Source organism: Actinomycetota bacterium (assembly GCA_035540895.1).
Classification (GTDB): Bacteria; Actinomycetota; JAICYB01; order JAICYB01; family JAICYB01; genus DATLFR01.
In genome coordinates, this window is record DATLFR010000002.1 from 1 (window position 1) to 12600 (window position 12600).

The 12600-nt window shown below is 71.3% G+C and carries 11 protein-coding genes; 3 read left to right on the plus strand and 8 right to left on the minus strand.

Annotated features, from left to right (window positions below; translation table 11 throughout):
• The 8 genes from dxr to VM840_00065 all read right to left on the minus strand — a co-directional run.
• Positions 1–922, minus strand: a 922-nt coding sequence (gene dxr, locus VM840_00030) for a 1-deoxy-D-xylulose-5-phosphate reductoisomerase (protein ID HVL79960.1), incomplete at its 3' end; no start/stop codon positions are given.
• The gene (locus tag VM840_00035; GenBank protein ID HVL79961.1) at positions 919–1767 is read right to left on the minus strand and encodes a phosphatidate cytidylyltransferase; all 849 of its coding nucleotides are present in this window, start codon (positions 1765–1767) and stop codon (positions 919–921) included. The genes VM840_00035 and dxr, both read right to left, overlap by 4 nt.
• 3 nt (positions 1768–1770) lie before the next feature.
• The gene (gene frr / locus VM840_00040) at positions 1771–2340 is read right to left on the minus strand and encodes a ribosome recycling factor (GenBank protein HVL79962.1); all 570 of its coding nucleotides are present in this window, start codon (positions 2338–2340) and stop codon (positions 1771–1773) included.
• A 17-nt stretch (positions 2341–2357) separates the two neighbouring features.
• Entirely contained in the window at positions 2358–3107 is a 750-nt protein-coding gene (pyrH, locus tag VM840_00045) for a UMP kinase (GenBank protein HVL79963.1), read from the minus strand.
• 4 nt (positions 3108–3111) lie between these two features.
• A complete protein-coding gene (gene tsf, locus VM840_00050; protein HVL79964.1) occupies positions 3112–3726 on the minus strand; it encodes a translation elongation factor Ts in 615 nt (204 codons plus the stop codon).
• Positions 3726–4520 carry a 30S ribosomal protein S2 gene (rpsB, locus tag VM840_00055; GenBank protein HVL79965.1) on the minus strand — a complete coding sequence of 265 codons (795 nt, stop codon included), beginning with the start codon at positions 4518–4520 and terminating at the stop codon, positions 3726–3728. Before rpsB ends, tsf begins: the two co-directional genes overlap by 1 nt.
• A gap of 110 nt (positions 4521–4630) precedes the next feature.
• Complete coding sequence (gene whiG / locus VM840_00060; GenBank protein HVL79966.1) at positions 4631–5446, minus strand: RNA polymerase sigma factor WhiG; 816 nt, start codon at positions 5444–5446, stop codon at positions 4631–4633.
• A gap of 1 nt (position 5447) precedes the next feature.
• Positions 5448–6371, minus strand: a complete 924-nt coding sequence (locus VM840_00065; GenBank protein ID HVL79967.1) for a tyrosine recombinase — start codon at positions 6369–6371, stop codon at positions 5448–5450.
• A 63-nt stretch (positions 6372–6434) separates the two neighbouring features.
• Between VM840_00065 and VM840_00070 the strand changes: the two genes are divergently transcribed.
• From VM840_00070 to VM840_00080, 3 genes are all read left to right on the plus strand, one after another.
• Positions 6435–10799: a DEAD/DEAH box helicase gene (locus tag VM840_00070; protein ID HVL79968.1), complete on the plus strand. Its 4365-nt coding sequence runs from the start codon at positions 6435–6437 to the stop codon at positions 10797–10799.
• A gap of 55 nt (positions 10800–10854) precedes the next feature.
• On the plus strand, positions 10855–11937 hold the full coding sequence (locus VM840_00075; GenBank protein ID HVL79969.1) for an amino acid ABC transporter substrate-binding protein: 1083 nt from the start codon (positions 10855–10857) through the stop codon (positions 11935–11937).
• Between the two features lie 30 nt (positions 11938–11967).
• Positions 11968–12600, plus strand: a 633-nt coding sequence (locus VM840_00080) for an ABC transporter permease subunit (GenBank protein HVL79970.1), incomplete at its 3' end; no start/stop codon positions are given.

A 12600-nucleotide genomic window follows, 5' to 3' on the forward strand; every position in this document is an offset into this window, starting at 1 on the left:
GTCCCGCCTCGTAGGCGAGGTCCAGGCAGCGGAAGGTGGCTCGGTCGACCGGCTCGAAGGTGAGGTCGCGCATCGAGGTCCAGTCGGTGCGTTCGGCTCCCCAATCCGGCCGCTCCCCTCCGCCGAGCGCGTACGCGATCGGGACGCGCATGTCCGGGGGGGACATCGAGGCCTTCCACGACCCGTCCGCGAAGCCCACCAGGCAGTGGACGACCGACTGCGGGTGCACGACCACATCGATGTCGTCGTAGGGGGCGCCGAAGAGCACGTGAGCCTCGATCACCTCGAGCCCCTTGTTCATCAAGGTGGCCGAGTCGACGGTGATCTTCGGTCCCATCGACCAGGTGGGGTGGGCCAGGGCGTCTTCTGGGGTGATGCCCTCCAGGTCGGTCCGGCCTCGGAAGGGCCCGCCCGAAGCGGTGAGGACGATCTCGCGCACGCCGGCCGGGTCCTCTCCGACCAGACACATGTGCACGGCCGCATGCTCCGAGTCGACGGGGACGAGCCGGGCTCCCGACTCGAGCCGGGCCCGGACGAGCGGCCCCCCGGCGACGCAGGACTCCTTGTTGGCGAGCGCCACCAGGCGTCCGGAGTCGAGCGCGGTGAGCGTCGCCCTCAGCCCCACCGCGCCGAGCACCGCGTTGAGGACGACGTCCGACCCGCGGGAAGCGAGTTCGACGAGCCCCTCGGGTCCGGACAGCACCTCGGCTCCCGGGACCCGCTCCCGCAGCGCAGCCGCCGCCCCCTCGTCGGACATCGCCGCCACCCTCACCTCGAACTCGTCCATCTGGGCGGCCACCGCGTCGACGTCGGTGTTGGCCGCGACGGCGGCCACCGTGAACCGGTCGGGGCAGGCCCGGACGACGTCCAGCGCCTGCGTCCCGACCGACCCGGTCGAGCCGAGGACGGTGACCGTGGTCACTGGGCCCACCCGAGGGTCACGAGAACGAAGTAGGCCACGGGAGCGCTGTACACGATCGAGTCCACACGGTCGAAGGCGCCGCCGTGTCCCGGGAGCAGCGTGCCCATGTCCTTCACCCCCAGGTCGCGTTTCACGAGCGACTCGGCCAGGTCCCCCATCGGGGAGACGAGCGACATCACGATGGCGAGCCGGACGGCCAGGCTCACGTCGAAGGGCTCGAAGAGCGGCAGGACCAGCGCGGACAGACCCACCGTTATGAGCGAACCCCCCAGGAACCCCTCCCACGACTTCTTCGGGCTCGTGCGCGGCGCCATGCGGTGGCGGCCCAGCTTGCGCCCGACGAGGTAGGCGCCCGAGTCGAGGACGGCCGTCATCCCGACGAACGCGACTATCAGCGCGCGCCCGTGCTCCTCACGCAGGAGCAGGACGGCGAAGCCGGCCAGGAAGGGCCCGTAGACCACGCCGAGGTAGGTGGACGCGATCGTGGACCGGACCCGCTCGACCGGGACGGTGACGGCCCAGACGAGCAGCAGCGGGACGGGGAGGGTGAGCGACAGGGCGAGCGCGAGGGGGCCCCACACGTAGGTAGAGGCGAGGAGGACCGCTCCACACACGAGCCCGAGCATCGCGGCGGGCGCGTACCCGGATGCCTTCAGCACCGCGTAGAGCTCGGCCTGGGCAACGAGCAGGACGACGGCCGCGAACAGGAAGAAGGTGAGCGGACTGATCAGCAGCGACGCGATGACGACGACCGCGAGGACGATCCCGAACCCCACGGCCGCCTTGAGCGACCTGGGCCGGTCGGCTGCTGCCGCCGCCCCGGGCGGCTGCGGGGCGGCGTCCATAGGTCAGACCTCGGAGAGCTCCTGCTCCTTGGTGGCGAGCATCTCGTCGATCCGCTTGACGTGGCTGTCGGTCTCCTGCTGGAGCTGCTTCTCGGCCCGGTGCAGCTCGTCCTGGGAGATCGTCCCGTCCTTCGACATCTTCTCGAGCTCGTCCTTGGCGTGGCGGCGGACGTTGCGCACGGCGACCCGCCCGTCCTCGGCCCGCTTGTGCGCGACCTTCACCAGGTCCTTGCGGCGATCCTCGGTCAGCGCTGGGAACGGGAGCCTGATGACGCTCCCGTCGTTGGAAGGGGTCACCCCCAGGTCGGACTGCATGACCGCCTTCTCGATGGACGGGATCGTGCTCTTGTCGTAGGGCTGGATCACCAGGAGCCGGGCCTCCGGGGTGTTGAGCTGCGCGAGCTGGTTCAGGGGGGTCGGGGTGCCGTAGTAGTCGATCGTGATCCGCTCGACGAGCGCGGGGGAGGCTCGTCCGGTGCGGATGGCGGCGAGGTCGTCCTGGCACACCTTGACAGCCCCGTCCATCTTGCGGTCTGCCTCCTTGAGGACCTGCTGGGCTTCCGGCGTCGACATCGCTCAGCCTCCTGACGTCAGCGGACGATCGTCCCGATCTCGGCTCCCTCGACCACGCGCTTGATGTTGCCCGAGCCGAGGAGGTTGAAGACGTGGATCGGGATCCCGTAGTCCTTGCACAGGGCGATGGCCGTCGCGTCCATCACCTTCAGGTCGCGCTCGAGGACCTGCATGTAGGTGAGGTTCGGCAGGAAGACGGCATCGGGGTTAGTCATCGGGTCGGAGTCGTAGACCCCGTCCACGCGCTTGCCCATCAGGATCGCCTCGGCCCCCACCTCGAGCGCTCGCAGGGCGGCGGTGGTGTCCGTCGAGAAGTAGGGGTTGCCGGTCCCAGCCGCGAAGATGACCACCCGGCCCTTCTCGAGGTGTCTGAGGGCCTTCCCCCGGATGAAGGGCTCGGCCACCTCCTGCATCCAGATGGCCGTCTGCACGCGCGTCTCGACGTCCTGCTGCTGGAGCGCGTCGCGCAGCGCGAGGGCGTTGATGACCGTGGCGAGCATGCCCATGTAGTCGGCGGTCGCCCGGTCCATCCCGCGCGCCTCGCCGGCGTTGCCGCGGAAGATGTTGCCTCCGCCCACGACGACCGCGATCTCGACCCCGGACCGCAGGACCTCGGCTAGCTCACCCGCGATCCGGTGGATCGTCTCCAGGTCGACGCCCTGTCCCTCGCCGGGAGCGAACGACTCGCCGGACAGCTTCAGGAGCACACGGCGGTACCGCGACGGACCGTCACCTGCCGTCCGGTCGGGCGCGCTCTCCGTCTTCACGGGCTCAGTCGAGCGACTCGGCGACCTGGTATCGGACGAAGCGGCGGACCGAGATGTTCTCGCCGATCTTGCCGGCGAACGAGTCGATCAGCTCCCGGATGGTCTGCTTCTCGTCCCGGATCCACTTCTGCTCGAGGAGGACCTCCTGGGCGAGGAACTTCTTCACCGCGCCCTCGGTCGCCTTCTGGACCACGTTCTCCGGCTTGCCCTCCACCTTCTTCGCGGCCAGCTCCCGCTCCGTGGTCAGGACGTCCTCGGGCACCTCCTCGGAGGTGAGCCACTGAGGCTTCGCCGCCGCGATGTGGAGCGCGATGTCCTGGGCCAGGGTCTTGAAGTCGTCGGTCTTGGCCACGAAGTCGGTCTCGCAGGTCAGCTCCAACAGGACGCCGACCTTCGGGGGGATCCCGGGGGTCGGCGCGTGCAGGTAGGCGTGGACGAGGCCCTCGCTGGCCTCGCGTCCCTTCCGCTTGGCGGCGTCGGCGAGACCCTTCTCGCGCAGGATGACCCGCGCCTTCTCGATGTCGCCGTCCGCCTCCTGCAGCGCCTTCTTGCAGTCCATCATCCCGGCGCCCGTGGCGTCGCGGAGCTTCTTGACGTCGGCTGCGCTGATCTCGGCCATCACTTCTCCTCGTCGTTCTCGCCGCCCGCGATCGGCGCGGCCTCGGTGTCCGGCTCGAGCGCGACCTCGGGTTCCTCCTCGGGCACGTCCGGCTCGAAGACCTGCGACGGGAGCTGGGCACGGCCCTCCATGACGGCGTCGGCCATGACCCGGCAGAGCAGGTGGGCGGAACGGATCGCGTCGTCGTTGCCCGGGATCACGAGGTCGACCTCGTCGGGGTCGCAGTTGGTGTCCACGAGCGCGACGATCGAGATCCCAAGCCGGCGCGCCTCCTGCACGGCGATCTGCTCCTTGCGGGTGTCGATGACGAAGACCGCGTCGGGGAGCTTGCCCATCTCGCGCACGCCGTAGAGGTTCTTCTCGAGCTTCTCCCGCTCGTGGCGCAGGCGTAGGATCTCCTTCTTCGACATGGTGTCGAAGATGCCCTGCTCCTCGTAGTCCTGGAGCTGCTGCAGGCGCTCGATCCTCTTCTTCATCGTCTGGAAGTTCGTCAGCATCCCGCCGAGCCACCGGGTGTTGACGTAGGGCATGCCGCACGACTCCGCGAACTTGCGCACCGAGTCCTGGGCCTGCTTCTTCGTGCCTACGAACAGGATCGTCCCGCCCGCCGCGGCCCGGTCCCGCACGAAGTTGTACGCGTCCTCGAGGAGCTGGATCGTCTGCTCGAGGTCGATGATGTAGATGCCGTTGCGCTCGGCGAAGATGAACCTCTTCATCTTCGGGTTCCACCGGCGCGTCTGGTGGCCGAAGTGGACCCCGGCCTCCAAGAGCTGCCGCATGCTGACTGGCGGCATGGTCGTTCCTCCTTCCGGTTGCTCCTCCGCCCGGCCGGCGGTTCCACCGGAAGACGCCGGGCGTGTGTAGTCACCCCTCGAGAGCGGGTGCCGCCCAGCAGCCTATCAGGTCAGCGGCGCTGCAGCCGTCCGCGGGAGGGTGCGGCGCGCAGGACGTCGCCGCCGAGACGGTTGCGCAGGGACAGGACCGCCTTCGAGTGGATCTGGCTGACCCGGGACTCGGTGACGCCCAGGGTCTGTCCTATCTGCGCGAGGGTCATCCCCTCGAAGTAGTAGAGCGCGATGACCCACCTCTCGCGTTCGCGGAGGCCCTGGATCGCCTCCAGCAGCGCCTCCCGCGCCTCGTCCGCCTCCATGCGCTCCCCGGGCGACTCCGTCCGCAGGTCCGGGAGGGTGTCCAGGAGGGAGACGCGCTCTCCGCGCTCGCCGCCCACGGTAAGCAGCTCCTCCAGGGCGACGACCGAGACCGTCGCCACCTCGTCCAGACGGTCATGGAGCTCGTCCACGCCGATGCCGAGCTCGCGGGCAAGCTCCTCGTCCTCGGGGGTCCGGCGGAGCTCCGCCTCCAGCTTCCCCATGGCGCGCTGCAGCTCCCGAGCCTTCGAGCGCACGGAGCGGGGGACCCAGTCGAGGGCGCGCAGCTCGTCCAGGATCGCCCCTCGGATGCGCGGGATCGCGTACGTCTCGAACTTGATGCCGCGGTCGACCTCGAACTTGGCCAGCGCGTCGATCAGGCCCAGGATCCCGTACGAGACGAGGTCGGCGGTCTCGACGGTGCTCGGGAGCCCGGCTCCCACGCGTCCGGCGACGAACTTCACGAGCGGCGAGTAGTGCAGGATCAGGCGGTCGCGCGCGTCGAGGGAGCCGTCCTCCTTGTACGAGCGCCACACCTCCTGCAGGTAGGCGCCGTCGGGTCGTTGCTCCATCTCAGGCACGAGGGTGACTTGCATCGTAGACCGACCGCAGACGCTCCGCGCTCACGTGCGTGTACACCTGCGTGCTCCCCACGTCGGCGTGACCGAGCAGCTCCTGCACGCTGCGCAGGTCGGCCCCGCCCTCGAGCAGGTGGGTGGCGAAGGAGTGGCGCAGCAGGTGCGGCCAGACCGGACGCGACCCCAGCGCCGCGTTGCCGAGTCGTTCGAGCACCCTTCGGACGTCGCGCGTCGTCATCCTCTTGCCGCGGGCGTTGAGGAAGACGGCGGCCCCCGGCGCGGTCCCGCGGGAGGCCAGGTCGGTCCGGCCGTGCCTCAGGTAGGCCTGGAGAGCCGACGAGGCCGGGGCGGCCAGGGGGACCACCCGGGTCCGGTTGCCCTTCCCGTGCTCCACCCGCACCCAGCCCGAGTCGAGGTCGACGTCGTCGACGTCCAGGGCGCACGCCTCCCCCGCGCGCAGACCCGCGTCGTAGAGCAGTTCGACGAGGGCCAGGTCGCGCCATGCCTCCGGGGGCGGGGGTCCGCCGCCCCCGACCCGTTCCTCCGTGTGTTCCAGGATCGCCCCTACCTCGCCCTGCCGCAGGACCCGCGGGAGCCGAGTCTTCGCCTTCGGCAGCGAGAGGAGCTCGGCCGGGTTCGACGTCACCTGGCCGTTGCGCTGCATGTGCCGGAACAGGCCGCGTGCCGCCGCCGCCCGACGCCGGACCGTCGACCGGGACAGGCCCCGAATCTCGAGGGACGCGAGCCAGGACCGCAGCACCCGGTGATCGACCTCGCGCAGCGGCGTCCCCCGGCGCTCGCAGAACCCGAGGAGGTCGTCCAGGTCGTTGCGGTACGCGGTCACCGTATGTGCCGATGCGCGGCGGGGACCTTCCAGGTATCGCAGGTAGTCCTGCACGGCCTCTCGGTCGGGGACCATACGACCATCGAACCACACGCGTCCCAGCACCCCACCACGATCGACCGGCGATAACGTGAGCGCATGTTCTCGACACCCACCGCGGAGTGGTTCAGGACCACCTTCGGCTCCCCCACGCCCGCTCAGGAGCGCGGGTGGCCGGCCATCGCGACCGGACAGCACACGCTGATCTGCGCGCCGACCGGCTCGGGGAAGACGCTCGCTGCGTTCCTGTGGGCGCTCGACAGGCTGGCCGTCGATCCCGTCCCCCCGGACGCGGAGCGTTGCCGCGTCCTGTACGTCTCGCCCCTGCGCGCACTGGCCGTGGACATCGAGAAGAACCTGAGGGCCCCCCTACGCGGCATCTCGCTCGCTGCCGAGAGGCTCGGGATGACCGTCCACGAGCCCACCGTGGGCGTACGGACCGGGGACACGTCCCCCTCCGAGCGGAGAGCGCTCACGAAGGCGCCGCCCGATGTGCTGATCACCACCCCGGAGTCGCTCTACCTGATGCTCACATCGCAGGCGCGCGAGACCCTGCGGAGCGTGCGCTGGGTGATCGTCGACGAGATCCACGCCGTGGCCGCCACGAAGCGCGGCTCCCACCTGATGCTCTCGCTCGAGCGGCTGGACCACTGGGTGGGAGAGCCGGTCCAGCGCATCGGGCTCTCGGCGACCCAGCGCCCCTTGGAGGAGATCGCCCGGTTCATGGGAGGTCGCACGGACGGGGAGCCGCGGCCGGTGACGATCGTCGACGCCGGGATGCGCAAGCAGCTCGACGTCACCGTCGTCGTGCCCGTGGAGGACATGTCCAAGCTCGGCGAGGAGCTGCCCGAGCCGGCCAGCGGGCCGGCGTCGGCCGGTCCGGCGCGCCGCAGCATCTGGCCGTCCATCGATCCCGAGCTGCTCAGCCTCATCCGCGACCACCGGTCCACGATCGTCTTCTGCAACGCGCGGCGGATGGCCGAGCGGCTGGCGGCGCGGCTGAACGAGCTGGCCGGCGAGGAGCTCGTGAAGGCGCACCACGGGTCCATCGCGCGGGAGCAGCGGCTCCAGATAGAGGACGAGCTGAAGTCGGGGCGATTGCGCGCGCTCGTCGCGACCTCCTCCCTCGAGCTGGGCATCGACATGGGGGCAGTGGATCTCGTGATCCAGGTCGAGTCGCCCGGCTCGGTGGCGAGGGGGCTCCAGCGGATCGGACGCGCCGGGCACTCGGTCGGGGAGCCGAGCCGCGGCAAGGTCTTCCCGAAGTACCGCGGCGACCTCCTAGAGGCGGCCGTCGTCGTCAAGCGCATGGAGGAGGGCGCGATAGAGGAGACGCGCTACCCGCGCAACCCCCTCGACGTGCTGGCCCAGCAGATCGTGGCGATGGCGGCGATGGACGAGTGGAGCGTGGCGGACCTGGCCCGTCTCGTCCGCCAGGCCGCGCCGTTCGCAGATCTCACGGACGACGTCCTCTCCTCGGTGCTGGACCTGCTGTCCGGACGCTACCCGTCGACGGAGTTCGCCGAGCTGCGTCCCCGGATCGTCTGGGACCGCAGGACCCAGGTCGTCCGGGCCCGGCCGGGCGCCCACCGACTCGCGGTGACGAGCGGAGGCACGATCCCGGACCGCGGCCTGTTCGGCGTCTTCCTGCCGGACGGCTCCCGGGTCGGCGAGCTGGACGAGGAGATGGTGTACGAGTCGCGTCCTGGCGAGACCTTCGTGCTCGGAGCGACCACGTGGCGGATAGAGGACATCACCCGCGACCGGGTCGTGGTGACCCCGGCCCCCGGGGAGCCCGCCAAGATGCCCTTCTGGAAGGGGGACGGGCCGGGCCGGCCCCTCGAGCTCGGCCGGGCGCTCGGAGCGATGGTCCGGGAGCTGCGCGAGAGCGCCGACCCAGAGCGCGCGCTGCGCGATGAGTACAGCCTCGACGAGCTGGCGGCGCGCAACCTCGCCCAGTACCTGGCCGAGCAGGCCGAAGCTACGGGAGCCGTCCCCGACGACCGCACGATCGTCGTCGAGCGGTTCCGCGACGAGATCGGCGATTGGCGCATCTGCATCCTCTCGCCCTTCGGCGCGCGGGTGCACGCCCCGTGGGCGATGGCGCTCGAGGCGCGGCTCGTCGAGCGGCTCGGGCAGGTGCAGGTGCTGTGGTCCGACGACGGGATCGTCCTCCGGCTCCCGGAGTCGGTGGATACCCTCCCGGTCGACGACCTGATCCCGCCCCCCGAGGAGGCGGACGAGCTCGTCACGTCCCAGCTGCCCATGACGGCGCTCTTCTCGTCGCGGTTCCGGGAGGCGGCCGCTCGCGCGCTGCTGCTCCCCCGCCGCGACCCAGGCAAACGGACGCCGCTGTGGCAGCAGCGTCAGCGGGCGGCCGACCTGCTATCCGTGGCGTCGCGGTACCCGTCGTTCCCGATCCTGCTCGAGGCGACGCGTGAGTGCCTGCGCGACGTCTTCGACCTCCCGGCCCTGCGCGAGGTGCTCGCCGACGTGCGGGCCAGACGGGTCAGGGTGGTCTGGGCGGACACCGCGACCGCCTCCCCCTTCGCGCAGTCGCTCCTCTTCGGCTGGATCGCCGTCTACATGTACGAGGGGGACACCCCCCTGGCCGAGCAGCGGGCGGCCGCCCTCGCCCTGGACCGGGAGCTCCTCCGGGAGCTGCTCGGGTCGGAGGAGCTGCGCGAGCTGATCGACGCCGACGCGCTGGCCTCCCTCGAGCTGGAGCTGCAGGCCCTGGCTCCCGAGCGGCAGGTGCGCGACGTCGACGAGCTGCACGACCTCCTACGACGCCTGGGCGACCTGACGCGGGCCGAGCTCGACGCGCGCAGCGCCGCCGACCCGGCCGGGTGGCTCCAGCAGCTCCTCGCCGAGCGGCGCGCGATCGAGGTCTCGGTGGCGGGGGAGCCGCGGATCGCCGCCGCCGAGGACGCCGCGCGCCTGCGCGACGCTCTCGGCACCAGCCTGCCGCTCGGGCTCCCGGCCGCGTTCACCGAGTCGGTCGATGAGCCCCTGGTGGACCTCGTCGGCAGGTACGCGCGCACGCACGGACCGTTCGTCACCACCGACGTGGCGTCGCGGCTCGGGGCTCCCGTCGAGCGCACGAGGAGAGCCCTGGAGACCCTCGAGGCCGACGGCCGGGTCGTGAGGGGTGCGTTCCGTCCGGGCGGCAGCGAGACGGAGTGGTGCGACACCGGTGTCCTCAGGTCGCTGCGTCGGCGGTCGCTCGCGGTCCTGCGCCGTGAGATCGAGCCGGTCGAGGCGAGCGTGCTGGGCCGGTTCCTACCCGCCTGGCACGGCATGGGAGACGCGCGGCAGGGTCCGGACGCGCTGGTCGAGGCGGTGGCCCAGCTGCAGGGCGCGGCCATCCCCGCCTCCTCGCTCGAGGCGGATGTCCTCCCATCGCGGGTGCGCGCGTACCGTCCGGCCGACCTCGACGCGCTCTGCGCGTCCGGCTCCGTCGTGTGGGTGGGAGCGGGGGGCCTGGGGTCCAGTGACGGACGGCTCTCGCTCTACTTCCGCGACCAGGTGCGGCTGCTGGCGCCTCCCCCGGTGGAGGAACCGCCGTCCGGACCCGTCCACGACGCGATCCGCGACCACCTGCGTGCGCGCGGCGCGTCCTTCTGGCTGGACCTGCTGAACGCGGCGGAACACCCCGACGAGCAGACCGTGCTGGCCGCGCTGTGGGACCTGGTCTGGGCGGGCGAGGTCACGAACGACACGCTGGCTCCCGTGCGCGCCCTCGTCGCCGGCCGACCCCGCGCCGTCCAGAAGGGGCGGCCCCGTCCGGGGCGGCTGACCCGGCTCGGACCGCCCTCCGCGGCCGGGCGCTGGTCGCTCGTCTCCTCGCTCACCCAGCCCGAGGCCGCCCCCACCGAGCGGGCTCACGCCCGCGCCCTCCAGCTGCTCGACCGCCACGGTGTGCTCGTGCGCGAGGCCGTGCTGGCCGAGAACGCGCCCGGCGGGTTCTCGGGTGTCTACGGGGTGCTGCGGATGCTCGAGGAGTCGGGACGCGTGAGGCGCGGCTACTTCGTGGGCGGGCTGGGAGCCGCCCAGTTCGCCCTGCCGGGCGCGGTCGACCGGCTGCGCGCCATGCGGGAGCCCGCGGACGAGCCGGTCACCCTCCTGCTCGCCGCGACCGACCCGGCTCAGCCGTACGGCGCGGCGCTCCCGTGGCCGGACTCGGCGGGCCGTCCCGCCCGCACGGCGGGGGCGTTCGTCGTCCTCCACGACGGGAGCCCGGCCGCCTACCTCGAACGGGGAGCCAGGTCGCTCGTCACCTTCGAGGGCAGCGACCCTAGGGTCTGGGTCGATGCGCTCGTGCGCTTCGTGAAGGACGGCCGGGTGCGACGCCTCGAGATCCAGCGCATCGACGGGGACGCCGCGCACAGCCACCCCGCGGCCGACCGGCTGCGCGAGGCGGGGTTCGTGGACGCCTATCGCGGCCTCGTCCTCCGCGCGTGACGAGGCCCTGACTAGACTCGACCGCAGGAGCCGTCGATACGGAGGGAGGGGTGCCGTGCTCGCACGACGCCTGAGGCTCATGGGTCCGCTCCTCGTCCTGGCTCTCGTCGCGACCGGGTGTCCGGCCGACGAGGGCGGCGACGGGGGCGACGGAGGAGGCGGGAACCTCCTGCAGACGATCACCGACCGGGGGCAGGTTCGGTGCGGCGTCAACGACGAGGTCCCCGGGTTCGGCTTCGTCGACGAGGCCGGCAACTACTCGGGGTTCGACATCGAGTTCTGCCGCGCGGTGGCGGCGGCCGTCACCGGCGACGCCGGCAACGTCGAGTTCCGGTCGCTCACGTCCGAGCAGCGGTTCACCGCCCTGCAGGGGCAGCAGGTCGACGTGCTGATCCGCAACACGACCTGGACGGCGACCCGTGACGGGACGGAGGGGGCCGCGTTCGCGGCGACCACCTTCTACGACGGCCAGGGGATGATGGTCCGGGCCGACAGCCCGTTCCAGAGCCTCGAGGACATGCGGGGCACCAACATCTGCGTCCTGAGCGGTACGACGACCGAGCTGAACCTCGAGACGCAGTTCCAGGCGCGCGGCATCGAGTACGAGCCGATCTCGCTCGAGACGAACGAGGCTATCCAGCCCGCCTTCATCCAGCGTCGCTGCGAGGGCTGGACGTCGGACAGGTCCCAGCTCGCCGGCATCCGATCCGCGTGGCCGGAGACCGAGGGCGGTCCAGGGGCGCTGCGCATCCTGGACCTCACCATGTCCAAGGAGCCGCTCGGACCGGTCGTCCGCGACGGGGACGCTCGTTGGTACGACGCCGTGAACTGGACGGTGATCGCGACCATCCTCGCCGAGGAGCACGGGATCACGCAGGCCAACGTCGACCAGATGAGGCAGTCGCAGGACCCCGACGTCCAGAGGCTGCTCGGGACCTTCCGCACCGAGGAGGGCAGCACTTTCAACCCGGGCCTCGGACTCCCCGACGACTTCGCGTACCAGGTGATCAAGCAGGTCGGGAACTACGGGGAGATATACGAGAGGACGGTCGGACCGAACACGCCGCTTGGGTTGGAGCGCGGACCGAACGACCTCTGGACCCGCGGCGGCCTCCTGTACGGACCCCCCTACAGGTAGAAGACGGATCTCCAGGAGTGGGGCCGACCGGTGGCTGACACCAGGACACCGGTCGGCCCGCCCTTCTGGCGCGACGTCCGCGTCCTGCGGATCGCCGGACAGGCGGTCTTCCTCGCCCTGGTCGGCCTGCTCCTGTACTGGCTCTACCTGAACCTCGTGACGAACCTGCGCCGGCAGGGCATCACCCCCAACTACGGGTTCCTGTCCCGTCCGGCGGGGTTCCGGGTCTCGGGGAGCGCCTTCTCGTCGCGGGAGTCGGTGTGGAGCGCGGTCCTGGTCGGGGTGCGCAACACGGCCCTGGTGTCCGGCGTGGGGATACTGCTGGCCACGGTCCTCGGACTGGTCGTCGGCGTGGCCCGGCTCTCGACGAACTGGCTGGTGCGCCGGGGCGCGTCCCTCTACGTCGAGACCTTCCGCAACATCCCCGTGCTGATCCTGATCCTGTTCATGTTCAAGGCGGTCACCCTCCGGCTGCCGCCTGTCACCGACCCGATCGAGCTGCCCGGGCTCGTCATGGCCAACAGCGGGCTGTGGATCCCGTGGGTCAGCGCGCGGCCTGGAGCGGGAGCCTTCGTCGGGGCCCTAGGGGCGGGGGCGGCCGCGGCGGTCGCGGTCGCCATCTGGCGCACCCGCGTGCAGGACCGGACCGGACGCCCCCACCAC

Bases quoted from the DNA above. Each gene is read 5' to 3' on its own strand.
- whiG (HVL79966.1), bottom strand. From the start codon at position 5,446: ATGGAGCAACGACCCGACGGCGCCTACCTGCAGGAGGTGTGGCGCTCG.
- rpsB (HVL79965.1), bottom strand. From the start codon at position 4,520: ATGCCGCCAGTCAGCATGCGGCAGCTCTTGGAGGCCGGGGTCCACTTC.
- VM840_00070 (HVL79968.1), top strand. From the start codon at position 6,435: ATGTTCTCGACACCCACCGCGGAGTGGTTCAGGACCACCTTCGGCTCC.
- frr (HVL79962.1), bottom strand. From the start codon at position 2,340: ATGTCGACGCCGGAAGCCCAGCAGGTCCTCAAGGAGGCAGACCGCAAG.
- VM840_00035 (HVL79961.1), bottom strand. From the start codon at position 1,767: ATGGACGCCGCCCCGCAGCCGCCCGGGGCGGCGGCAGCAGCCGACCGG.
- VM840_00065 (HVL79967.1), bottom strand. From the start codon at position 6,371: ATGGTCCCCGACCGAGAGGCCGTGCAGGACTACCTGCGATACCTGGAA.
- tsf (HVL79964.1), bottom strand. From the start codon at position 3,726: ATGGCCGAGATCAGCGCAGCCGACGTCAAGAAGCTCCGCGACGCCACG.